Below are 22278 nucleotides of genomic sequence, written 5' to 3' on the forward strand. Positions count from 1 at the left end.
AGTCCGCCGGGCTGGCGTTTTCTTTTTCCCGGCGCGCGGCTACAGTGCCTCGCGCATGGCGCGCTTGTTCAGCTTGCCCACGCTGGTGCGCGGCAGGCTGTCCACGAACCGGACCCGGTCGGGCACGGCGAAACGCGACAGGATCCCGGCATCGACCGCCGCCTGGACGTGGGCGCGGATGGCCGCCTCGTCGGCGGACTGTCCGGGCTTGAGCACGACCAGCGGCAACGGGCGTTCGCCCCAGCGGGCGTCGGGCACCGCCACCACGGCGACCTCCGTCACGGCCGGATGACGGGAAATCACGTCCTCCAGCGCCAGCGACGACACCCATTCCCCGCCCGTCTTGACGACGTCCTTGAGGCGGTCGGTGACGGTCAGCATGCCGCGCGCGTCCAGCGTGCCGATGTCGCCCGTATGCAGCCAGCCGCCCCGCCACAAGGCCTCGGACGCCTCGGGCTTGCCCAGGTAGCCCTGGGTCAGCCACGGCGCGCGCACCACGATCTCGCCCACGCTGGCGCCGTCGCTCGGCACATCGCGCAGATCGTCGTCCACCACGCGCAGCTGCACCAGCGGCAGCGCATAGCCGGTGCGCGTGCGGTCGCGCAGTTGCGCGTCCGGGTCCGCGTCCCCGTCCCGGAGCTGGGCCAGCGTCAGGATCGGGCAGGTCTCGGACATGCCATAACCGGTGAACACGTCGATCCCCCGGTCCAGCGCGGCCCGGGCCAGGCCCTGCGGCAGCGCCGACCCGCCGATGATGAGCTTGCAGGCCGACAGATCGGTCGCGGCGGCGTCGGGATGGTTCAGCAGCATGTGCAGGATGGTGGGCACGCAATGCGAGAACGTCACGCCCTCCTCGCGGAGCAGCCGCAGCAGGACGTCCGGCGCGTAGCGCCCCGGGTAGACCTGGCGCAGGCCCAGCAGGGTCGCCACGTAGGGCAGCCCCCAGGCGTGCACGTGGAACATGGGCGTCATCGGCATGTAGACGTCGCCGCGATGCAGGCGGCCCTGCGCCACCGGACCGCCCAGGGCGGCGGAAGCCACCAGGGTATGCAGGACCAGCTGGCGATGGCTGAAATACACCCCCTTGGGATCGCCGGTGGTGCCCGTCGTATAGAAGGTGGTCGCCCGCGCATCCTCGTCCAGGTCAGGAAAATCGAACGACGGCCGCGCGCGGGCCAGCAGGGCCTCGTATTCGCCATGCGTCCCGGCCCGCCCGCCGCCGGCCGCGTCGGTCAGCGACACGATCCGCTGCACGGTCCGCAAGCGATCGCGGATCGCGGTCAGGACAGGCACGAAATCATCGTGGATCAACAGGACGCCGGCCTCGGCGTCGTTCAGGGTATAGGCGATCTGGTCCGGCGACAGGCGCACATTCACCGTCAGCAGCACGGCACCCATCATGGGCACGGCGAAGAAGGCCTCCAGGTAGCGGTGGCTGTCCCAGTCCATGACGGCCACGGTGTCGCCGGGCCTGACGCCCAGCTCGGCCAGTGCCCGCGCCAGCCGGGCCACCCGGTCGAAGAATTCCGGATACCCGAAACGGCGGCCCCGATGGACGATCTGTCGGTCGCTGGCCGCCGCCCGGGACGACAGGAAAATCTGCTTGATCAGCAAGGGATAGCCGTAGGCCGCGGAAGACGCCGGAAGTTCGACTGCCATGACACTGTCTCCTGTTCGATGGAAAGCGCCTTTCCTTATACTCCGGCCCGCCGTTTGAAATCCGCTAACATGGGCCGCATCGTCCACCCTCCGGGCCGCCCAGGCATGCCGACCGAATCCTTCGTTCCCGTGATCGAATCCCTGCTGGATACCGATCTGTACAAATTCACGATGTGGCAGGCCATGCTGCACCGCCACCCGGCCGCCCAGGCCGAATACCGCTTCATCTGCCGCGACCGCCCGGAATACCCGCTGGCGGCGCTGGCGCCGGAAATCGGCCGGCAGCTCGACCACCTGTGCGCCCTGCGCTTCCAGCCCGAAGAGCTCGACTACCTGCGCGGGCTGCGCTACATCAAGTCCGATTTCGTCGATTTCCTGTCGCTGTTCCATTTCCAGCGCCATTTCATCCAGATCGCGGTCCGGGGAGACGCGCTGGAGATCGTGGCGCAAGGCCCGCAGGTCCACGTGATGGCCTTCGAGGTCTTCGTCCTGGCCATCGTCAACGAGCTGTATTTCCGCCGCCATCAGACCCCGGACGTGCTGGCGGAAGGCCGCCGGCGGCTGCGGGACAAGATCGCCCTGCTGCGGGACTTCGGCCGCGAGCCGGCGCGGCGCTTTCCCTTGCTGATCTCGGATTTCGGCCTGCGGCGGCGGTTTTCCCGCGCCTGGCAGGAGGAAGTCCTGGCACGGCTGCGCCGGGACGTGCCGCAGTACGTGACCGGCACCTCGAACGTGTGCCTGGCCCGGAAATACGACCTGACCCCGGTGGGCACCATGGCGCATGAATACCTGCAGTCCTACCAGGCCTTCGGCAAGGTGCGGCTGCGCGACTTCCAGCGCGCCGCGCTGGAGGACTGGGTGCAGGAGTACCGGGGCGACCTGGGCATCGCCCTGACCGACGTGGTGGGCATGGACGCCTTCCTGGCGGATTTCGACCTGTACTTCGCCAAGCTGTTCGACGGGCTGCGCCACGACTCCGGCGATCCGTTCGCCTGGGGCGAACGGGCGATCGCCCACTACCAGTCGCTGCGCGTCGATCCGGCCGGCAAGCGTTTCGTGTTTTCCGACGGACTGGACCTGCCGCGCGCGCTGGCCCTGTATCGCCACTTCGCCGACCGGGTGCAGCCGGCCTTCGGGATCGGCACCAACCTGACCAACGACCTGGGCCCCAAGCCGCTGAACATCGTCATGAAGCTGTTCCGGTGCAACGGCATGTCGACCGCCAAGCTGCCCGACAGCCCCGGCAAGGTCCATTGCACCGACGAGACGTTCCTGGCCTACCTGCGCCAGGTGTTCGGCCGGTCAGACTGAGCCCCCACGCCCCAGTCCGCGCCCACCTCGCCGCTTGCAAGCGGCCCGGATCAGGCCGTGCCGCCGACGGTCAGGCCGTCGATGCGCAGGGTCGGCATGCCGACCCCGACAGGCACGCTCTGGCCTTCCTTGCCGCAGGTGCCCACGCCCGAATCCAGGGCCAGGTCGCTGCCGATCATGGCGATGCGGCCCATGGCTTCCGGGCCGCTGCCGATCAGCGTGGCGCCCTTGACGGGATGGGTGACGCGGCCGTTCTCGATCAGGTAGGCCTCGGACGCCGAGAACACGAACTTGCCGCTGGTGATGTCCACCTGGCCGCCGCCGAAATTGACGGCGTACAGGCCGCGGTCCACTGAAGCGATGATGTCCTTGGGGTCGTCGCGCCCGGCCAGCATGTAGGTGTTGGTCATGCGCGGCATGGGCAGGTGCGCGTAGGATTCGCGCCGTCCGTTGCCGGTGGGGGCCTGCTTCATCAGCCGGGCGTTCATGGAATCCTGCATGTAGCCGCGCAGGATGCCGTCCTCGATCAGGACGTTGCGCTGGGTGGGATGGCCTTCGTCGTCCACGTTCAGCGAGCCGCGCCGGTCGGCCAGCGTGCCGTCGTCCACCACCGTGACCCCGCGCGAGGCCACGCGCTCGCCGATGCGGCCGGAAAACACGCTGGAGCCCTTGCGGTTGAAGTCGCCTTCCAGGCCGTGGCCCACGGCTTCGTGCAGCAGGATGCCGGGCCAGCCGGAGCCCAGCACCACCGTCATCTGGCCCGCCGGCGCCGGCCGGGCCTCGAGATTGACGCGCGCCTCGTGCACCGCGCGCTCCACGTAGCCGCGCAGGACCTCGTCGGTGAAATAGGCCAGGCCGGTGCGCCCGCCCCCTCCGCCGTGGCCCATTTCCCGCCGCCCCTTGCGTTCCGCGATGACGGTCAGGGACAGGCGCACCAGGGGGCGCACGTCGGCCACCAGCCGGCCGTCGCTGCCGGCCACCAGGATGACGTCGTACTCGGCCGCCAGGCCGGCCATGACCTGGATGATTTCCGGATCGGCGGCGCGGGCCATGCGCTCGACCCGTTCCAGCAGGGCCACCTTGTCCGGAGCGGACAGCGAATCCACGGGGTTGACCGCCGCATACAGGCGATGCGGCGACTCGACCCCGCCATCGACGCGGCACCGGCCCGCGCCCTGGCGCGCGATGGTGCGCACCGCGCGGGCGGAGGACATCAGGGCCTCCGGCGACAGGCTGTCGGAATAGGCGAAGGCGGTCTTTTCACCGCTGACGGCCCGCACCCCCACACCCTGGTCGATGGAGAAACTGCCGGTCTTGACGATGCCTTCCTCCAGGCTCCAGCCTTCGGAGCAGCTATATTGAAAATACAGGTCGGCATAATCGACGCGATGGCTGTGAATATCGGACAGCGCGCGCGCCAAATGGGATTCGTCCAGGCCCCACGGCTCCAGCAGCAGCGTCCGGGCGGTATTCAGGGCATCCAGGCCCGGTTCAACAAGTTTCATCTGACACCATTCATCAATCGATCGTCATGCCGCGCCCGCGCGCGGCCTGTGCATTTCATCTTTCAGAGCACCCGGTGGCGCAGGGCGGGCAGGGATTCCCGCACCGCGGCCAGGCGCTCCGCATCCAGCGTCCCGGCGGCCACGCCGGGGCCTTCGGGCAGGCAATCCAGGATTTCGCCCCAGGGGTCGATCAGCATCGAATGCCCCCAGGTGCGCCGGCCATTGGCATGCGTGCCGCCCTGGGCGCTGGCCAGCACATAGCACTGGTTCTCAATGGCCCGCGCGCGCAGCAGGACTTCCCAGTGTACCGAACCCGTGGTCCAGGTAAAAGCGGCCGGCAGCACCATCAGCCGCACGTCGCCCTGGGCGCGGAAGAATTCGGGGAAACGCAGGTCGTAGCAAATCCCCAGGGCCACGCGCCCGAAAGGCAGATCGAATACCTGGGGAGAATCATCCCCGGGACGAATGGCCCGGGATTCATCGTAGGATTCCTCTCCGCGCTGGAAACTGAACAGGTGGATCTTGTCATAACGGGCGCAGACCCGGCCCTGGGGATCGTAAACCAGGCATGCGTTATATACGCGATCCGCGTCCGGACTGCGCAAAGGCAGCGTGCCTCCCACCAGCCAGATGCCGTGGCGCCGCGCCTGATCCGCGAGAAACGCCTGGATCGGACCATCGCCCGGCGTTTCGGCGAGCGGCAGTTTATCCGCATCGCGCCGCCCCATGAAACAAAAATATTCAGGCAACGCCACCAGCGACGCGCCGCCGGAAACGGCATGATCGATTCCCCGCGCGGCCTGCTCCAGATTATCCGCGACCTCCATGCCGGATACCATCTGCACCGCCGCGACCCGCATTGAATGATCCTCACCGCTCATGAATGCTCCCGATTATCGAATGAATGCCGCGCAATGGTCACAGATCGAAATGAAGGATATTGCGCACATTCATGGAAATAAGTTTAAAATCAACTCCGGCATTCGAATTCAACTCATTACGAATGCAGCCCTCATCTCGATCGAACCCGAACGGAGCCATGAATGACCCGTACCAGCTATAACACCGAAAAATCCCGCCTCGAAAAAGAAATGGCAAAGCTCCAGAAAAAGATCCAGACGCTGCAGGCCAAGGAACGCAAGCCCAAGATCGCCGAAATCGTGCGTTCGATGCGCCAGTACGATATCAGCCCCGAAGAAATCGCCGCGGCCTTCAGCCGCAAATCGGCCGGCCGCTCGCCTTCCTCCGCTGCGCCGCGCAAGGCCGGCGCCGCGACCAAGCGCGTGATCGCCCCGAAATACCGCCATCCCGAAACCCAGGCCACCTGGACGGGCCGCGGCAAGGCCCCGCGCTGGATCACCGACGCGGAAGCCGCCGGCACCCCGCGCGACACCTTCCTGATCGCCGCCGAATCCGCCTGAGCGGATTCATTCCACAGGATACCGCACCTCGACGATCTGGCCATTGCGGCCGGGGAAGCGGTCGAACAGGGCGCGCGCCAGATACGGCATGGCCGCGCCCAGCTGATCCTGGCGGCTGGACGCCACCGCCGTGGCGCGATAGACCTCGCGCCCCTGCTGCGTCCGGTCGTCGATCCGCACGGATAACGTCAGGCGATACACGTCCACCGCGACGGTCTGGATCGCCGGCCCCATTCCCCAGGCCCAGCGGGGATGGCGAAAGCCGACATACGGCCCGTAGAAACCGGGATACATATAGGGATCGACGAATTCCTGGCGCCATTCGCGTTCGAGCGGACTGCCATATTCCATATGCACCGTGAAACGCGCCTGGGCTTCCGAATGCGCCTCGACCAGTCCGGTCGGCCCCAAGGCGGCCCGCACCGTATCGGCGTAGGTCTGGAACTGCAGATTATTGCGCTGCGCCTCGTCCGCCTCGATCCAGTAAGTCGCTCCCTGGGCATTTTCCGGCCATTGCTGATAACGCGTGACCTGGGCGGAAAACACCGAAGCGCACCCCCCCAGCATCAGCGCCAGACATAATCCGGAAAGCCACCGGATCCATTCACGCCCCGCGCCCGCCATTTCCCGACCACCTTTCATCGCACATCCCATCTGATTCCACAAACCCGCGGACTCGTCCACCTCGCGGCCTGTTCGCCCAGACGGATCCGCCGGGCGCGCCACCCTCATCATAGGCGCAGCCGCGTTCCGCGAACAGCCGGCCGTTGCACTCCGATACAGCCCGGCCACGGGGCGGCGTGCCGACTACAATGGGGACGCACGGAACGCTTTTCGGAAACAGACTCATGCGCACGGACACCGCCCCCACCATCTTCCGCCAGGACTACGCCCCCTATCCCTACCGGCTGCCCCAGGTCCGGCTGGAATTCGATCTGGCGGCGGAATCCACCCGGGTGCGCTCCGAAATGCGCTTCGAGCCCGCGCCGGGCACCGTGCCGGGCACCCCGCTGGTGCTGCAGGGCGAGGACCTGGAACTGATCGAGGTCCGCCTCGACGGCCGGCCGCTGGCCGCCGGCGAATACGACCTCGCCGACGACACCCTCAGCCTGGTTCCGCCGGGACACGGCAAGCCCTTCACCATCGGCATCGCCAGCCGGTGCCGCCCGGCGGACAACTCCACCCTGATGGGCCTGTACGTCTCGGGCGACAAGCTCTTCACCCAATGCGAGGCCCAGGGCTTTCGCCGCATCACCTGGTTCCCGGACCGGCCCGACGTGATGGCGCGCTTCGAGGTCCTGCTGCGCGCCGATCCGGCCGCCTACCCGCTGCTGCTGTCCAACGGCAACCTGATCGAGCAGGCCGGCCTGCCGGACGGCCGCCACCAGGCCCTGTGGCGCGACCCCCATCCCAAGCCCTGCTATCTGTTCGCCCTGGTGGCCGGCGATTTCGACTGCATCGAGCGCACCGAGACCACCCGCAGCGGCCGCGAAGTGCTGCTGCAGGTCTACAGCGACAAGGGCTACGGGGAACAGACCCGCTGGGCGCTGGACTGCCTGGCGAACGCCCTGCATTGGGACGAGCGGCGCTTCGGCCTGGAACTGGACCTGGACCGCTTCATGGTGGTGGCGGCGCGCGACTTCAACATGGGCGCGATGGAAAACAAGGGCCTGAACATCTTCAACGCCGCCTACGTCCTGGCCGATCCCGCCACCGCCACGGACGCCGCCTACCGCGGCATCGAGGCCGTGATCGGCCACGAATACTTCCACAACTGGACCGGCAACCGCGTCACCTGCCGCGACTGGTTCCAGCTGTCCCTGAAGGAAGGTCTGACGGTCTTCCGCGACCAGGAATTCTCCGCCGACATGCTGGCCGAGGGCCTGCCGCCCGCCGAGGCCGCCAGCGCCCGCGCCGTCAAGCGCATCGACGACGTGCACACCTTGCGGCTGGCGCAGTTCCCCGAGGACGCCGGCCCCATGGCCCACCCCATCCGGCCCGACAGCTACCAGGAAATCGGCAACTTCTACACCGCCACGGTCTACGAAAAGGGCGCGGAAGTCATCCGCATGCAGCACACCCTGCTGGGCGAGGACGGGTTCCGCGCCGGCATGGACGAATATTTCCGCCGCCACGACGGCCAGGCGGTCACCTGCGACGACTTCGTCGACGCCATGGAATCGGTCTACACGCAACGGCATCCGGACCAGGATTTCTCCATCTTCCGGCGCTGGTACGAGCAGGCCGGCACCCCGCGCGTGCGGGTGCGCTCGCACTACGACCCCGCCGCCCGCGCCTGCCGCATCACGCTGGAACAACACTGCGCGCCGGCGGGCCTGGAGGCCCGGCAATCCCCACCGCCCGAAAAGCCGCCCCTGCACATCCCCGTCGCCATCGGCCTGATCGACGCGGACGGCCGGCCCCTGCCCATCCAATGGGAAGGCGAAACCCGCGACACCGTCATCCTGGAATTGCGCGAAGCCGGCCGGACCTGGACCCTGACGGACATCCCGCGCGCGCCCGTCCCGTCGCTGCTGCGCGGCTTTTCCGCCCCCGTCATCCTGGAAACCGACCGCACGGCGGACGACCTGGCCCTGCTGGCGCGCCGCGACCCGGACCCCTTCGCCCGCTGGGACGCCGTCCAGGAAACCGCCCACCGCCACCTGCAGGCCTGCATCGCGGCCGACCGCGAAGGCGGCCCGCAACCGGCACTGGACACGCTGCTGGACATCTGGCGCGCCGCGCTGAACGACGAACAACTGTCGCCCGCCTACCGGGCGCGGCTGCTGGCCCTGCCCGCCCTGCGCGAGGTCATCGACCGCGGCGAGCCCATGGATCCCCGGGCGGCCGTGGCGGCCTGGACCCGGACCCGCCAGGCCCTGGCCGCGCAACTGGCCGGCGACTGGCGCGCCGCCTACGACGCCCTGGCCGACGACGGCGGCCCCTACTCGCCCGACCCGGTCTCGTCCGGCCGCCGCGCCCTGCGCAACCTGGCCCTGGACAACCTGCTGGCCGGACGGGCGCCGGGCGCCGCCGATCTGGCCCTGGCGCAATACCGCCAGGCCCGCAACATGACCGAAAGCCTGGGCGCGCTGACCGCCCTGCTGCAGCACGACCCGCAGGCGGCCGCCGACCCGCTGGCCGACTTCCACGCGCGCTGGCGCGACGACCCGCTGGTGCTGGACCGCTGGTTCGGCGCCCAGGCGAGCGCGCCGGGCTGCACGGTGGCCGGCGTGCGCGCCCTGATGGCCCTGCCGGACTTCTCGCTGCGCAATCCCAACCGCGCGCGCGCCGTCGTCTTCCGATTCTGCCTGGACAATCCCGGCAACCTGCACACGCCGGAAGGCTACGACTTCTGGGCCGAGCAGGTGCTGGCGCTCGACGCCCTGAACCCGGAAGTCGCCGCGCGGCTGTCGCGCGCCTTCGACAACTGGGCGCGCCACGAGCCCGTCGCCCGCGCCGGCATGCAGGCCGCCCTGCGGCGCGTGCTGGACGCGCCGGACCTGTCGCGCAACGTCCGCGAAATCGTTTCAAAAGCACTTGCCGCTTAAGAGCATTTTTTCCTTTTCTTCGGGGAACCTACCTTGAAATACAAGACCTTGACCCAGTACCTGGTCGAACAGCAACGCGAACACAAGGCCGTGTCGGCCGAAGTCCGTCTGCTGATCGAAACCGTGTCGCGCGCCTGCAAGGCGATCAGCCACGCCGTCAGCAAGGGAGCGCTGGGCGGCGTGCTCGGCAGCCTGGGCACGGAGAACGTCCAGGGCGAGGTGCAGAAGAAGCTCGACGTGCTGTCCAACGAAATCCTGCTGGAAGCCAATGAATGGGGCGGCAACCTGGCGGCCATGGCCTCCGAGGAAATGCAGACCATCCACCGCATCCCGAACCACTATCCCAAGGGCCAGAACCTGCTGCTGTTCGATCCCCTGGACGGCTCCTCGAACATCGACGTGAACGTGTCCATCGGCACGATCTTTTCCGTGCTGCAGGCGCCCGCGGAGGCCGCCGGGCGGGAAATCGCCGAAGAGGACTTCCTGCAGCCCGGCACCCGCCAGGTCGCCGCCGGCTACGCCATCTACGGCCCGCAGACCATGCTGGTGCTGACCGTGGGCGCCGGCGTCATGGGCTTCACGCTGGACCGCGAAATGGGGTCCTGGCTGCTGACCCACGAAAACATCCGCCTGCCCGAGCAGACCGCCGAATTCGCCATCAACATGTCCAACATGCGGCACTGGGAAACGCCCGTGCGCCGCTACATCGAAGAATGCCTGCAGGGCGAGACCGGCCCCCTGGGCAAGAACTACAACATGCGCTGGATCGCGTCCATGGTGGCCGACGTGCACCGCATCCTGACGCGCGGCGGGATCTTCATGTACCCGCGCGACGCCCGCGCGTCCGGGCGCAAGGGCAAGCTGCGCCTGATGTACGAGGCCAACCCCATGAGCTTCCTGGTCGAGCAGGCGGGCGGGCGCGCCATCGACGGCACCGGCCGCATCCTGGACATCCAGCCCGACGCCCTGCACCAGCGCGTCGGCGTGATCCTGGGCTCGCGCGAGGAAGTCGAGCGCCTGCAGCGCTACCACCAGGAAGCCTGATCCGGCATCCGGCGGGCGGGCCGGAGCGGCCCGCGGGCGGTCGCCCGGCCGGACCGGGCGACGCGCCTCAGTCCAGGGTCAGCACCGTCGCGCCGGTCGTGCCGCGCGAATTCAGGGCCTCGTGCGCCCGCGCGGCGTCCGCCAGGGCGAAGCGCTGGCCGATGACGATGTCCAGCTTGCCGGCCGTCACCAGTTCGAAGAGGTCGTCGGCGGCGGCCTGCATGGCCTGGGCGGTGGCCACGTGGGTGGCGAGCGTCGGCCGGGTGACGTACAGCGAGCCCTTGGCCGCCAGCACGCCCAGGTTCACGCCCTCGACCGGGCCGGACGCGTTGCCGAAGCTGACCATCAGGCCGCGCGGCTGCAGGCAGTCCAGCGAGATTTCCCAGGTGCTCCTGCCCACGCCGTCGTAGACCACCGGGACCTTGCGCCCTTCGGTCAGTTCCTTGACCCGGGCGACGATGTCCTCCCGCGTGGAGTCGATCACTTCCCAGGCGCCGTGGCGGCGCGCCAGCGCCGCCTTTTCCGGAGTGGACGCGGTGCCGATCAGGCGCACGCCCAACGCCCGGGCCCACTGGCAGGCGATCAGGCCGACGCCGCCGGCGGCGGCATGGAACAGGATCGTCTCGTTGCCCTGCAGCCGGTAGGTCTGGCGGAACAGGTACTGCACCGTCAGGCCCTTGAGCATCAGCGCGGCGGCCTGCTCGAAGCCGACGCCGTCGGGGATACGCACGACCCGGTCGGCCGGCACGTTGCGCAGGTCCGCGTAGGCGCCGATCGGGCCTTGCCCATAGGCCACGCGATCGCCCGCGCGCAGGTGGCGCACCTCGGCGCCCGCCGATTCGACCACGCCGGCGGCCTCGAACCCCAGGCCGTGCGGCAGCGGATTCGGATACAGCCCCGTGCGACAATAGATGTCGATGAAATTCAGGCCGACCGCCTTCTGGCGGATGCGGACCTCGTGCGGCGCGGGGGGCGGGACGTCCGCCTCTTCCAGCCGCATGAGTTCGGGACCGCCATGCTCATGGATGCGGATCACCCGGGCCTTTTCCACTTTTCCCACGATGGACACCTCCGGCCCTGGACGGGCCCGACAGTTCGACACCGAAGCAGACTAGCATGAATTCCCGCCAGGCCACGATGGCCGTCCACGCCACCGCCGTCCTGTTCGGGCTGACCGGCATCTTCGGCGAACTGATCCAGGGCGGCGCCGCGCTGATCACGGCGGGCCGCGCCGCATTCGCCGCCGCCGCGCTGCTGCTGATCATCGCCCGCGCGGGCCATCGCCCCGCGCGGCCCGGCCGCCGCGCCCTGTCCGTGCTGCTGGCGGCCGGCGTCCTGCTGGCGGTCCATTGGACGACCTTCTTCGTCGCCGTGAAGGTCGGCGGCATCGCCATCGCCACCCTAGGCTTCGCCAGCTTTCCCGCCTTCATCACCCTGCTCGAAGGCTTCCTGTTCCACGAACGCACCCGGGCCGCGGAATGGGCCGTGGTCGCCCTGGTCACCGCCGGCCTGGCGCTGGTCGCGCCATCCTTCGACTTCCGCGACCAGGCCACCGTCGGCCTGGGCTGGGCGGTGGCCTCGGGCCTGTCCTTCGCCCTGTTCACCCTGGCCAACCGCAAGGCCGTCGGCCTGGTGCCGGCCCGCGAGCTGGCCTGCTGGGAAAACGGCATCGTCGCCCTGCTGATCCTGCCCTGGTGTCTCGGGGAATTCGCGGGGCTGCGGGCCCTGGACTGGGCCTGGCTGTTCATGCTGGGAGTGTTCTGCACCGCCCTGCCCCACGCGCTGCTGGTCGCCAGCCTGGCCCGGCTGAAGGCCCGCACGGCCGGCCTCGTGATCGCCCTGGAACCGGTCTACGCCATCCTGTTCGCGGCCCTCCTGTTCGCGCAGTATCCCTCGGCGCGCGCGCTGGCGGGCGGCGCCCTGGTCATCGGAGCGATCGTCTGGTCGGGCCTGCGGCGCGCCGCCGCAGACTGATTCGGCCCGAGGCGTTAAAATCCAGGGTTCGTTGAACGCACCCCTCTTGAACTCGACACAATCATGGCCGGACACAGCAAATGGGCAAACATCCAGCACCGCAAAGGGCGTCAGGACGCCAAGCGCGGCAAGCTCTGGACGAAGATCATCCGTGAAATCACCGTGGCCGCCCGCGCCGGGGGGCCCGACCCCGACGCCAACCCCGCCCTGCGCCTGGCCTGGGACAAGGCCACCTCCGCCAACATGCCCAAGGACAACATCCTGCGCGCCATCCAGCGCGGGGCCGGCACCGACGACGGCGCCAACTACGAGGAAATCCGCTACGAAGGCTACGGCATCGGCGGCGCCGCCCTGATCATCGACTGCATGACCGACAACCGCCAGCGCACCGTGTCCGAAGTGCGCCACACGCTGGCCAAGCACGGCGGCAACCTGGGCCAGGACGGCAGCGTGGTGTTCATGTTCAAGCACTGCGGCCAGTTCATCTTCGCCCCGGGCACCTCGGAAGAGCGCGTCATGGACGTCGCCCTGGACAACGGCGCCGACGATGTCCAGACGGACGAGGAAGGCGTGATCGAGGTCACCTGCGAGCCCGGCGACTACGCCGCCCTGAAGCAGGCCTTCGACGCCGCCGGCCTGGAGGCCGAGATCCACGGCGTGGTCATGAAGGCCCTGTCCAAGGTCCAGCTGGCCGGCGAGGACGCCGAGCGGATGCAGAAGATCATCGACCTCCTGGAAGACCTGGACGACGTCCAGGAGGTCTACACCACCGCCGTCCTGGACGAGGCCGAATGAAACTCCTCGTCATCGGCTCCGGCGGCCGTGAACACGCCCTGGCCTGGCGCCTGGCGCAATCGCCCCGTGTGCACAAGGTCTACGTGGCGCCGGGCAACGGCGGCACCGACCGGGCGCCGACCCTGGAAAATCTGCCGCTGCAGGACACCGGCGACCTGATCGAATTCGCCCGCCGGGAAAAGATCGCCTTCACCGTCGTCGGCCCCGAAGCCCCCCTGGCCGCCGGGATCGTGGACGCCTTCCGCGCCGCCGGGCTGCGCATCTTCGGGCCGACGCGGGCCGCCGCCCAGCTCGAAAGCTCGAAGGACTACGCCAAGGCCTTCATGGTGCGCCACGGCATCCCGACCGCCGCGTACGGCACCTTCACCGACGCCGACGAGGCCCGCGCCTACATCCGCGCCCAGGGCGCGCCCATCGTCGTCAAGGCCGACGGCCTGGCCGCCGGCAAGGGCGTGGTCGTGGCCCAGGACCTGGACGAGGCGCTGGCCGCCATCGACCACATGCTGGGCGAGCACGGCGCCTTCGGCGCGGCCGGCGCCCGCGTGGTGATCGAGGAATACCTCGACGGCGAGGAAGCCAGCTTCATCGTCATGTGCGACGGCCAGCACGTCCTGCCGCTGGCCACCAGCCAGGACCACAAGCGCCTGCTGGACGGCGACGCGGGTCCCAACACCGGCGGCATGGGCGCCTATTCGCCCGCGCCCATCGTCACCCCGGCCCTGCACAACCGGATCATGCGCGAAATCATCCAGCCGGCGATCCAGGGCATGGCGCATGACGGCATCCCCTACACCGGCTTCCTCTACGCCGGCCTGATGATCGGCCCCGGCCCCGACGCCAGCCGCAGCCTGAAGGTCCTGGAATTCAACTGCCGCCTGGGCGACCCGGAAACCCAGCCCATCATGCTGCGCGTGAAGAGCGACTTTTCCGAAACCCTGGAACACGCCCTGGACGGCACGCTGGACCAGGCCGAGATCGACTGGGACCGGCGCACCGCCGTGGGCGTGGTGCTGGCCGCGGCCGGCTACCCGGACGCCCCCCGCAAGGGCGATCCGATCACCGCGCTGGCTCCGGACACCGCCGACTGCGTCACCTTCCACGCCGGCACCACGGCCGACGGCGGCACGCTGCGCACCAGCGGCGGGCGGGTCCTGTGCGTCACGGCGCTGGCCGACTCCATCCGCCGCGCCCAGCAGGCCGCCTACGACGCGGTCAACCAGACCCAGTTCGAAGGCCGCCAGTTCCGCCGCGACATCGGCTGGCGCGCCCTGGCCGCCGGCAAGCGGCACGACTGAGCGCGCCGAAGCAAGCAAGGCCCCGACATGCACGTCCCCGTCTCCCTGGTCCACGACACTTTCTCCGATCTCCAGGACCGCATCGTCCGCTCCCTGGAGGACCTGGAAGGCGCGCCCTTCGGCCGCGACCCCTGGACGCGCCCGGAGGGCGGCGGCGGCCTGGCCCGGTTCCGCGAGGACGGCGCGGTCTTCGAGCGCGCCGGCGTGCTCTTCAGCCACGTGAGCGGCGACACGCTGCCGCCTTCGGCCAGCGCCCACCGGCCCGAGCTGGCCGGACGCGGCTGGGAAGCCATGGGCGTGTCCATGGTGCTGCACCCGCGCAATCCGCACGTGCCGACCACGCACATGAACGTGCGCCTGTTCGTCGCCCACGGCCAGGGCGGCGACGCCGACGTCTTCTGGTTCGGCGGCGGCCTGGACCTGACGCCCTACTATCCGGTGGACGCCGACGTGCGCCACTTCCACCAGGTGTGCCACGACGCGGTCGCCCCCTTCGGGGACGACAAGTACCCCCGCTACAAGGCCTGGTGCGACGATTATTTCCTGCTGCGCCACCGGGGCGAGACGCGCGGCGTCGGCGGCCTGTTCTTCGACGACCTGAACACACCGGACTTCGACACCTGCTTCGCCCTGACCCGGGCGGTGGGCGACTGCTTCATCCCGGCCTACGCGCCCATCGTCCAGGCCCGGCGCGACACGCCCTACGGCGAGCGCGAACGCGCCTTCCAGGCCTACCGGCGCGGCCGCTACGTGGAATTCAACCTGGTCTACGACCGGGGCACGCTGTTCGGCCTGCAGTCGGGCGGCCGCACCGAATCCATCCTGCTGTCCATGCCGCCCGTCGCCCAATGGCGCTACGACTGGACGCCCGAGCCCGGGTCGCCCGAATCGGTCCTGGCCGGCTACCTGCGTCCGCGCGCATGGCTGTGACGCCCCAGGTCGGACTGCTGGGCGGCAGCTTCGACCCGGTCCACCGGGCCCACATCGCCCTGGCGCAAGCCGCCCGGGACGCCCTGGACCTGGAACACGTGGAACTGCTGCCCGCCGCGCGCCCCTGGCAGCGCGGCCGCCTGGGCGCCGCGCCGGAACACCGGCTGCGCATGCTGGAACTGGCCTGCGCCGGCGATCCCCGCCTGCGCGTCAACCCGATCGAACTGCTGCGCGACGGCGACACCTACACCATCGACACCCTCGCCGCCCTGCCGGCCGCGGCCCGCTACACTTGGATCCTGGGCTCCGACCAGTTGGCCAATTTCTGCACCTGGCACCGCTGGCGCGACCTGCTGCGGCACGTCCGGCTGGCGGTGGCGGAACGCCCCGGCACCCCCGTCGCGCCCCCGCCCGAACTGGAGCGGGCCCTGGCGCCCGGCGGGCTGGTCCGGATCCCCTTCACCCCGCGGCCGATCTCCGCCACGGCGATCCGCCGGGACCTGGCGGCCGGCCGCCCCGTCGACACCATGCTGGACCCCCGCGTGCTGGACTACATCCGAACCCATCGGCTCTACCTGGACCCCGAGACCCCATGAACCTGCAAAAACAGCAACGCCTCGTCATCGACGCCCTGGAAGACGCCAAGGCCCGGGACATCAAGGTCTTCAACACCACTGGCCTGACCGGCCTGTTCGACCGCGTCATCATCGCCAGCGGCACCTCCAACCGCCAGACCCGCGCCATCGCCAGCCACGTGGCCGAGCAGGCCAGGAAGCACGGCCTGGAAATCGTCGCCTACGAAGGCGAGGACACCGGCGAATGGCTGCTGGTCGACCTGGGCGACATCGTGGTGCACTGCATGCAGCCCGACATCCGCGCCTACTACAACCTGGAAGAGCTCTGGGGCGCCAGGCCGGTGCGCGTCCGGCTGCTGCCCACCGGCCCCGCCCAGGCCCGCGAACCGGCCGGCTTCGACGAGGACGAATGAAACTCCTGGTCTACGCCGTCGGCACCCGCATGCCGTCCTGGGTCCAGACGGCCTGGCAGGACTTCGCCAAGCGCATGCCCCGCGACTGCGCCCTGGAACTGCACGAAATCCGTCCCGAACCCCGCGCCAGCGGCAAGACCGCCCAGCAGCTGATGCACGCCGAGGCCCAGCGCATCGAGGCCGCCGTGCCCGCGCAGGCTTGGCGCGTCATCCTGGACGAGCACGGCCGCGACCTGACGACGCGGGACCTGGCGGGCCATCTCGAAACCTGGCGGGCCAGCGGCGGCGACGTCGCCTTCGTCATCGGCGGCCCCGACGGGCTGGATCCGGCCCTGAAGCAGACCGCCCGCCAGACCCTGCGCCTGTCCTCGCTGACCCTGCCCCACCCCATGGTCCGCATCCTGCTGGCCGAGCAGCTCTACCGCGCCTGGACGATCCTGGCGGGCCACCCCTACCACCGCGCCTGAGGCGCGTCCGCGCCGCGCGGCTGGGGTATGCTTGGGATTTCTCGAACAGTCCCTTCGCCGACCATGACCGCCCGCCGCCGCACCAAGATCATCGCCACGCTGGGCCCCTCGACTTCCAGCCCCGAACGCATCGAGGCCCTGATCCTGGCCGGCCTGGACGTGGCCCGGCTCAATTTTTCCCACGGCAAGCCCGAGGATCACCGCGAACGGGTCCGCCTGGTCCGCGAGATCGCCGCCCGGCACGACCGCCACATCGCCCTCATGGGCGATCTCCAGGGCCCCAAGATCCGCATCGGCCGCTTCGCCGGCGGCTCCGTCGCGCTGAGCCCGGGCGCTCCCTTCACCCTGTCGATCCGGCACCCGCTGGACGCCGGCACCGCCGAGATCGTGGGGATCGAATACCCGCCGCTGGTCCAGGACTGCGCCCCGGGCGACGAACTGCTGCTGGACGACGGCCGGGTCATCCTGCGGGTCGAATCCGTGGACGCGAGCGCCGTTCACGCCCGGGTTGAAGTCGGCGGGCCGCTGTCCGACAACAAGGGCATCAACCGGCGCGGCGGCGGCATCTCGGCGCCCAGCCTGACGGACAAGGACCGCCAGGACATCCTGCTGGCCGCCGAGCTCGAACTCGACTACGTGGCGGTGTCCTTTCCCCGCGCGGGGACCGACATCGAGCAGGCGCGGCGGCTGGTGCGCGAAGCCGGCAGCCCCGCCTGGATCATCGCCAAGATCGAGCGCGCCGAGGCCGTGGCCGACGACGCCGCGCTCGACGACCTGATCCGCGCCAGCGACGGCGTGATGGTGGCCCGGGGCGACCTGGGCGTCGAAATCGGCGACGCCCGGCTCGCCGGCATCCAGAAGCGCATCATCCAGCACGCCCGCACCCTGAACAAGCTGGTGATCACCGCCACCCAGATGATGGAGTCCATGATCTCCAGCCCGATCCCGACCCGGGCCGAGGTCTCGGACGTCGCCAACGCCGTGCTCGACTACACCGACGCGGTCATGCTGTCGGCCGAATCGGCCTCCGGGCAATATCCCGTCGAAGCCGTCCAGGCCATGGCGCGGATCTGCCTGGGCGCCGAACAGGAACCCACCAGCATCAAATCCCACCACCGCCTGGGCGAGACGTTTTCCCGCTGCGACGAGACCATCGCCCTGGCCAGCATGTACGCCGCCAACCACTTCCCCGGCATCAAGGCCATCATCAGCCTGACCGAAAGCGGCCACACCCCGCTCATCATGTCGCGCATCCGCTCCGGCGTGCCCATCTACTGCTACACCCGGCACCCCGCCACCCAGCGCCGCGCCGCCCTGTTCCGCGGCGTCTACACCGTGCCCTTCGACGCGGCGACGCTGCCGCCCGCGGAAGTCAGCGATGCCGCCATCGACATCCTGCGCCGCCGGGGCTTGCTGCAGGCGGGCGACTGGATCATCCTGACCAAGGGCGATTTCTACAGCGACAGCGGCGGCACCAACGGCATGAAGATCCTGCGGGTCGGCTGAAGATCCCCGGCCTGCACCCTCCCCGCTCCGCAAACCCGCTTTCCCTTCTTCCCATGCCCCCCTTCATCCTGCTCGCCTCCGCCAGCCCCCGCCGCCACGACATCCTCGACCAGCTGGCCATTCCCCACGGCATCCTGCGCGTGCCCGCGCCGGACGGCGAGGACGAGCCCCGGCTGCCGGGCGAGCCGGCCGCCGACTACGTCCGCCGCACCGCGCGGGACAAGGCCGAGCGCGCGGTCGCCTGGCTGGCCTCGGGCGGCCGGCCCGACCCGCTGCCCGAAGCCTGGCCCGCGGGCTGGCGGGAAGCGCCCATCCTCGGCGCCGACACCACGGTCATCCTGGACGGCGAGGTGCTGGGCAAGCCGCGCGACGCGGCCGACGCCGCCGGCATGCTGCGCCGCCTGTCGGGCCAGGAACACGCGGTCCACACGGCCGTGGTCCTGGCCGACGGCGGGCGCTTCCACGAAGCGGTCAGCATCAGCACGGTGCGCTTCCAGCCGCTGACGGATACCGACATCGCGGCCTACGTCGCCAGCGGCGAGCCCTTCGGCAAGGCAGGCGGCTACGCCATCCAGGGCCGGGCGGCCGCCTTCGTCGTCCATCTGTCGGGCAGCCACAGCGGCGTCATGGGCCTGCCGGCGCACGAGACCGCCCGGCTGCTGGCGCGCCGCCCGGGCTGAGGCGTCCGCGCATCCCGAGTACTGGTTAACCCTTGTTCAACCCTCAATGATCTTGACCATCGGCCCGCGCCCCCCTAGCATGAGCTGACGTCTTGCTGAATACGGCGGACGCGCGGTGATGGCCATGGCTGCATCGCATGACCATCCAGGCAAATCCCTCACTCCCAGAGAGGTCCTGCACATGGTCGATCCAGCCGTCAATCCCGCCTCGTCCTCCCAGGCCGCCAGCGAAATCCGCAGCCGGAACCTGCCTCCCGCCACCTACCGCGACCTGCCCGAGCCCCTGCCCATGAAAAAGGTCATCGGCCCCAGCGTGCTGCTGCTGGCCGGGTCCATCGGTTCCGGCGAATTCGTGCTGTGGCCCTACATTTCCACGCAGACGGGCCTGGCGCTGGTCTGGCTGGCCACCATCGGCATCCTGACCCAGTATTTCCTGAACATGGAAATCACGCGCTACACCCTGGCCACCGGGGAAACCGCGGTGACGGGCTTCACGCGGCTGTGGAAGCCCTGGAGCTGGCTGTTCATCATCATGGCCGTCGTCCCCTGGATGTGGCCCGGCTGGGCCACCGGCAGCTCCACGGCGCTGACCTACGCCTTCGGCCTGTCCGAGGACGCCGTCATCCCGATCACCATCGCCTCGCTGGTGCTGATCGGCATCATCCTGACCATCTCACCGGTGGTCTACCAGACGGTCGAAAAGATCCAGTTCTTCCTCGTCGCCCTGATCGTGCTGTTCATGATCTACATCGTCGTCGGCCTGCTCGACGGCCAGACCTGGGGCGCGCTGGTGGCGGGCTTCACGACCGAGGTCCCGAAGATCCCCGAATCCATCGGCAAGCTGCCCATCGCCCTGCTGCTGGGCGCCATCGCCTTCGCCGGCGCCGGCGGGGTGATGAACCTGGCGCAGTCGAACTGGGTGCGCGACAAGGGCCTGGGCATGGGCGCCCATCTGCCGAAGATCGTCTCGCCCATCACCGGCCAGGAAACCACCCAGGCCGCGATCGGCCATTTCTTCCGCCAGGACGAGGCCAACATGCGGCGCTGGCGCGGCTGGTGGAAAGTGGCCGACCGCGAGCAGTTCATCACCTTCTACGTGCTGGGCCTGTTCGCCATCCTGCTGTTCATGATGCTGGCCTACATGTACGTCGGCGTCGGCAGCACCGCGCAGAACTTCGATTTCGTGCGGCTGCTGGGCGAAACCCTGAACGAACGGGTCGGCCCCTGGGTCGGACCGGCCTTCTGGTTCACCGGCGTGGTGGTGCTGCTGTCGACCAACCTGACCGTGCTGGACATGATCGGCCGGATCGTGGCGGACATCGCCAAGACCAACTGGCTGCGCGACAGCCGGACCTGGACGGAAAGCCGCCTGTACTTCCTGGTGGTCTGGCTGATGGTGATCTTCGGCTCCATCATCCTGCTCTCGGGCGTCAGCCAGCCGCTGCTCCTGCTGGTGATCGCCTCGGCGCTCAACGGCCTGGTGATGTTCGTGTATTCCGTGCTGCTGATCCAGCTGAACCGCTGCATGCTGCCGCGCGCCATCGGCCTGGACGGCGCCCGCTACGTCGCCATCCTGTGGGCCGTGCTGTTCTACGGCGGCTTCTCGGTCTACCTGCTGATCAATCAGTTCGGCAAGCTCTTCTGATCCGCCGCGCGCCGGTCCGCCCGGGCGGACCGGCCACGGTCCCCGGCCGGGTGCGGCGCGCCCGATGCGATTAAACTGGTCTGCAACCATTTTTTTCCAACCCGACCTTTCAATCCGACCCGCAGATCATGACCACATCGTTCGCCCCCATGCCCGACGCCGAGGGCTTCTTCGGCCCCTACGGCGGCCAGATCGTCCCGCCCGCCCTCAAGCAAGTCATGGACGACATCGGCCGCGCCTACGCCGAAATCACCCGTCGCGAGGACTTCCAGCAGGAACTGGCCGGCCTGCTGGCCGACTACGTCGGCCGTCCCAGCCCGATCTTCCACGCCCGGCGGCTGTCCGAACGCCTCGGCGGCGCCCAGATCCATCTCAAGCGGGAAGACCTGAACCACACCGGGGCGCACAAGATCAACCATTGCCTGGGCGAAGCCCTGCTGGCGAAATTCATGGGCAAGAAAAAGGTCATCGCCGAAACCGGCGCGGGCCAGCACGGCGTGGCGCTGGCCACCGCCTGCGCCCTGGTGGGCATCCCCTGTGAAATCCACATGGGCCAGGTCGACATCGAAAAGGAACACCCCAACGTCACCAAGATGCGCATCCTGGGCTGCAGGCTCGTCGCCGTGACGCGGGGCGCGGCCACCCTGAAAGAAGCGGTGGACAGCGCCTTCGAGGAATACCTCGGCAATCCCCAGGACTACTTCTACGCCATCGGATCGGTGGTCGGCCCGCACCCCTTCCCGATGATGGTGCGGGACTTCCAGAGCGTCATCGGCCGCGAGGCGCGCCAGCAGTTCATGGAACGCCACGGCAAGCTGCCGGACTACGCCTGCGCCTGCGTCGGCGGCGGCTCGAACGCCATGGGCCTGTTCACCGCCTTCCTGGGCGACGCCGAGGTCCGGCTGGTGGGCGTCGAGCCCGCCGGCGAAGGCACCGACCGGCCCGGACGCCACGCCGCCACCCTGAGCATGGGCAAGCCCGGAGAACTCCACGGCATGAAGTGCTACGTGCTGGAAAACGCCCAGGGCGAGCCCGACGTCGTGCACAGCGTCGCCTCCGGCCTGGATTATCCGGGCGTGGGACCGCAGCACAGCTACCTGAAGGACGTCGGCCGGGTGCGCTACGACACCGTGACCGACCAGGAATGCCTGGACGCTTTCATGACCCTGTCGCGTGTGGAAGGCATCATCCCCGCCCTGGAAAGCGCCCATGCGGTCGCCTGGGCCATGCGCACGGCGCCCACGCTGCGGCGGGACGAACACATCCTGGTGAACCTGTCCGGGCGCGGCGACAAGGACGCGGACTACGTCGCCCAGGTGCTCGGGCTCTGAGCCCGGAAACATGAAGGCCCCCGGGGACGTGATCCCGTGGGGGCCAGTCTTCCGCCGCGGCCTTGCGCCGTTCGATGCCATAGGGCGCCTTGTCGCCGCCCCATTTTGCCGCCGCCCCAAAGACAAAGCCCCCGCAGAGGATCTCTGCGGGGGCTTTGCGGTATAAAAGCCTGACG

Annotated in this window: 21 protein-coding genes; 16 read left to right on the forward strand and 5 right to left on the reverse strand. The window is 69.2% G+C overall.

Annotated features, from left to right (window positions below; genetic code table 11):
* Positions 1 to 39: 39 nt before the first annotated feature.
* Positions 40 to 1659: a fatty acid--CoA ligase gene (locus ACFO27_RS10325; protein WP_376817254.1), complete on the reverse strand. Its 1620-nt coding sequence runs from the start codon at positions 1657 to 1659 to the stop codon at positions 40 to 42.
* A gap of 105 nt (positions 1660 to 1764) precedes the next feature.
* Between ACFO27_RS10325 and pncB the strand changes: the two genes are divergently transcribed.
* Entirely contained in the window at positions 1765 to 2970 is a 1206-nt protein-coding gene (pncB, locus tag ACFO27_RS10330) for a nicotinate phosphoribosyltransferase (RefSeq protein WP_376817255.1), read from the forward strand.
* 50 nt (positions 2971 to 3020) lie between these two features.
* Here the strand turns inward: pncB and tldD are convergent, their stop codons facing one another.
* The gene (gene tldD, locus ACFO27_RS10335; protein ID WP_376817256.1) at positions 3021 to 4475 is read right to left on the reverse strand and encodes a metalloprotease TldD; all 1455 of its coding nucleotides are present in this window, start codon (positions 4473 to 4475) and stop codon (positions 3021 to 3023) included.
* Positions 4476 to 4537: 62 nt separating this feature from the next.
* A complete protein-coding gene (locus ACFO27_RS10340; protein WP_376817257.1) occupies positions 4538 to 5356 on the reverse strand; it encodes a carbon-nitrogen hydrolase family protein in 819 nt (272 codons plus the stop codon).
* On the opposite strand from ACFO27_RS10340, the gene ACFO27_RS10345 reads away from it, so the two are divergent.
* Positions 5355 to 5522 (forward strand): hypothetical protein, encoded by a 168-nt coding sequence (locus ACFO27_RS10345; RefSeq protein ID WP_376817258.1) that lies wholly within the window; start codon positions 5355 to 5357, stop codon positions 5520 to 5522. The two genes, ACFO27_RS10340 and ACFO27_RS10345, sit on opposite strands and share 2 nt — an antisense overlap.
* Positions 5519 to 5896 (forward strand): H-NS histone family protein, encoded by a 378-nt coding sequence (locus tag ACFO27_RS10350; protein ID WP_376817259.1) that lies wholly within the window; start codon positions 5519 to 5521, stop codon positions 5894 to 5896. The genes ACFO27_RS10345 and ACFO27_RS10350 overlap by 4 nt, the downstream gene beginning before the upstream one ends.
* Before the next feature lie 6 nt (positions 5897 to 5902).
* Here ACFO27_RS10350 and ACFO27_RS10355 read toward each other — a convergent pair whose 3' ends face one another.
* A complete protein-coding gene (locus ACFO27_RS10355; RefSeq protein WP_376817260.1) occupies positions 5903 to 6580 on the reverse strand; it encodes a DUF4136 domain-containing protein in 678 nt (225 codons plus the stop codon).
* A gap of 164 nt (positions 6581 to 6744) precedes the next feature.
* Here ACFO27_RS10355 and pepN point away from each other — a divergent pair, with 164 nt between their 5' ends.
* Complete coding sequence (gene pepN, locus ACFO27_RS10360) at positions 6745 to 9447, forward strand: aminopeptidase N (protein WP_376817261.1); 2703 nt, start codon at positions 6745 to 6747, stop codon at positions 9445 to 9447.
* Positions 9448 to 9480: 33 nt separating this feature from the next.
* A complete protein-coding gene (locus ACFO27_RS10365) occupies positions 9481 to 10491 on the forward strand; it encodes a class 1 fructose-bisphosphatase (protein ID WP_376817262.1) in 1011 nt (336 codons plus the stop codon).
* A 67-nt stretch (positions 10492 to 10558) separates the two neighbouring features.
* Here ACFO27_RS10365 and ACFO27_RS10370 read toward each other — a convergent pair whose 3' ends face one another.
* Positions 10559 to 11554, reverse strand: coding sequence for a quinone oxidoreductase family protein (locus ACFO27_RS10370; protein WP_323030234.1), 996 nt, complete (start codon positions 11552 to 11554; stop codon positions 10559 to 10561).
* 53 nt (positions 11555 to 11607) lie between these two features.
* On the opposite strand from ACFO27_RS10370, the gene ACFO27_RS10375 reads away from it, so the two are divergent.
* From ACFO27_RS10375 to trpB, 11 genes are all read left to right on the forward strand, one after another.
* Entirely contained in the window at positions 11608 to 12465 is an 858-nt protein-coding gene (locus ACFO27_RS10375; protein WP_376817263.1) for a DMT family transporter, read from the forward strand.
* Positions 12466 to 12528: 63 nt separating this feature from the next.
* Positions 12529 to 13260 (forward strand): YebC/PmpR family DNA-binding transcriptional regulator, encoded by a 732-nt coding sequence (locus tag ACFO27_RS10380; protein WP_376817264.1) that lies wholly within the window; start codon positions 12529 to 12531, stop codon positions 13258 to 13260.
* The gene (gene purD / locus ACFO27_RS10385; RefSeq protein WP_376817265.1) at positions 13257 to 14555 is read left to right on the forward strand and encodes a phosphoribosylamine--glycine ligase; all 1299 of its coding nucleotides are present in this window, start codon (positions 13257 to 13259) and stop codon (positions 14553 to 14555) included. The genes ACFO27_RS10380 and purD overlap by 4 nt, the downstream gene beginning before the upstream one ends.
* 27 nt (positions 14556 to 14582) lie before the next feature.
* A complete protein-coding gene (gene hemF, locus ACFO27_RS10390; RefSeq protein ID WP_376817266.1) occupies positions 14583 to 15485 on the forward strand; it encodes an oxygen-dependent coproporphyrinogen oxidase in 903 nt (300 codons plus the stop codon).
* The gene (nadD, locus tag ACFO27_RS10395) at positions 15476 to 16081 is read left to right on the forward strand and encodes a nicotinate (nicotinamide) nucleotide adenylyltransferase (protein WP_376817267.1); all 606 of its coding nucleotides are present in this window, start codon (positions 15476 to 15478) and stop codon (positions 16079 to 16081) included. The genes hemF and nadD overlap by 10 nt, the downstream gene beginning before the upstream one ends.
* The gene (gene rsfS, locus ACFO27_RS10400) at positions 16078 to 16473 is read left to right on the forward strand and encodes a ribosome silencing factor (RefSeq protein WP_376817268.1); all 396 of its coding nucleotides are present in this window, start codon (positions 16078 to 16080) and stop codon (positions 16471 to 16473) included. Before nadD ends, rsfS begins: the two co-directional genes overlap by 4 nt.
* Positions 16470 to 16940, forward strand: coding sequence for a 23S rRNA (pseudouridine(1915)-N(3))-methyltransferase RlmH (gene rlmH / locus ACFO27_RS10405; protein ID WP_376817269.1), 471 nt, complete (start codon positions 16470 to 16472; stop codon positions 16938 to 16940). Before rsfS ends, rlmH begins: the two co-directional genes overlap by 4 nt.
* Positions 16941 to 17003: 63 nt before the next feature.
* A complete protein-coding gene (gene pyk / locus ACFO27_RS10410; RefSeq protein ID WP_376817270.1) occupies positions 17004 to 18446 on the forward strand; it encodes a pyruvate kinase in 1443 nt (480 codons plus the stop codon).
* A 53-nt stretch (positions 18447 to 18499) separates the two neighbouring features.
* Complete coding sequence (locus tag ACFO27_RS10415; RefSeq protein ID WP_376817271.1) at positions 18500 to 19126, forward strand: Maf family protein; 627 nt, start codon at positions 18500 to 18502, stop codon at positions 19124 to 19126.
* A 124-nt stretch (positions 19127 to 19250) separates the two neighbouring features.
* Positions 19251 to 20771: an Nramp family divalent metal transporter gene (locus ACFO27_RS10420; protein ID WP_376817272.1), complete on the forward strand. Its 1521-nt coding sequence runs from the start codon at positions 19251 to 19253 to the stop codon at positions 20769 to 20771.
* Positions 20772 to 20899: 128 nt separating this feature from the next.
* A complete protein-coding gene (gene trpB, locus ACFO27_RS10425; RefSeq protein ID WP_376817273.1) occupies positions 20900 to 22102 on the forward strand; it encodes a tryptophan synthase subunit beta in 1203 nt (400 codons plus the stop codon).
* Positions 22103 to 22278: the final 176 nt, after the last annotated feature.

Source organism: Castellaniella denitrificans, from assembly GCF_042653765.1.
GTDB classification, from domain to species: Bacteria; Pseudomonadota; Gammaproteobacteria; order Burkholderiales; family Burkholderiaceae_B; genus Castellaniella; species Castellaniella denitrificans.

What these genes read in the sequence shown, in the direction of transcription:
- ACFO27_RS10345 (WP_376817258.1), top strand. Translation starts at nt 5,355, where the DNA reads ATGAATGCTCCCGATTATCGAATGAATGCCGCGCAATGGTCACAGATC.
- pncB (WP_376817255.1), top strand. Translation starts at nt 1,765, where the DNA reads ATGCCGACCGAATCCTTCGTTCCCGTGATCGAATCCCTGCTGGATACC.
- nadD (WP_376817267.1), top strand. Translation starts at nt 15,476, where the DNA reads ATGGCTGTGACGCCCCAGGTCGGACTGCTGGGCGGCAGCTTCGACCCG.
- hemF (WP_376817266.1), top strand. Translation starts at nt 14,583, where the DNA reads ATGCACGTCCCCGTCTCCCTGGTCCACGACACTTTCTCCGATCTCCAG.
- ACFO27_RS10420 (WP_376817272.1), top strand. Translation starts at nt 19,251, where the DNA reads ATGGCTGCATCGCATGACCATCCAGGCAAATCCCTCACTCCCAGAGAG.
- ACFO27_RS10375 (WP_376817263.1), top strand. Translation starts at nt 11,608, where the DNA reads ATGAATTCCCGCCAGGCCACGATGGCCGTCCACGCCACCGCCGTCCTG.
- purD (WP_376817265.1), top strand. Translation starts at nt 13,257, where the DNA reads ATGAAACTCCTCGTCATCGGCTCCGGCGGCCGTGAACACGCCCTGGCC.
- ACFO27_RS10380 (WP_376817264.1), top strand. Translation starts at nt 12,529, where the DNA reads ATGGCCGGACACAGCAAATGGGCAAACATCCAGCACCGCAAAGGGCGT.
- pepN (WP_376817261.1), top strand. Translation starts at nt 6,745, where the DNA reads ATGCGCACGGACACCGCCCCCACCATCTTCCGCCAGGACTACGCCCCC.
- ACFO27_RS10350 (WP_376817259.1), top strand. Translation starts at nt 5,519, where the DNA reads ATGACCCGTACCAGCTATAACACCGAAAAATCCCGCCTCGAAAAAGAA.
- pyk (WP_376817270.1), top strand. Translation starts at nt 17,004, where the DNA reads ATGACCGCCCGCCGCCGCACCAAGATCATCGCCACGCTGGGCCCCTCG.
- trpB (WP_376817273.1), top strand. Translation starts at nt 20,900, where the DNA reads ATGACCACATCGTTCGCCCCCATGCCCGACGCCGAGGGCTTCTTCGGC.
- ACFO27_RS10325 (WP_376817254.1), bottom strand. Translation starts at nt 1,659, where the DNA reads ATGGCAGTCGAACTTCCGGCGTCTTCCGCGGCCTACGGCTATCCCTTG.
- tldD (WP_376817256.1), bottom strand. Translation starts at nt 4,475, where the DNA reads ATGAAACTTGTTGAACCGGGCCTGGATGCCCTGAATACCGCCCGGACG.
- ACFO27_RS10415 (WP_376817271.1), top strand. Translation starts at nt 18,500, where the DNA reads ATGCCCCCCTTCATCCTGCTCGCCTCCGCCAGCCCCCGCCGCCACGAC.
- rlmH (WP_376817269.1), top strand. Translation starts at nt 16,470, where the DNA reads ATGAAACTCCTGGTCTACGCCGTCGGCACCCGCATGCCGTCCTGGGTC.
- ACFO27_RS10340 (WP_376817257.1), bottom strand. Translation starts at nt 5,356, where the DNA reads ATGAGCGGTGAGGATCATTCAATGCGGGTCGCGGCGGTGCAGATGGTA.
- rsfS (WP_376817268.1), top strand. Translation starts at nt 16,078, where the DNA reads ATGAACCTGCAAAAACAGCAACGCCTCGTCATCGACGCCCTGGAAGAC.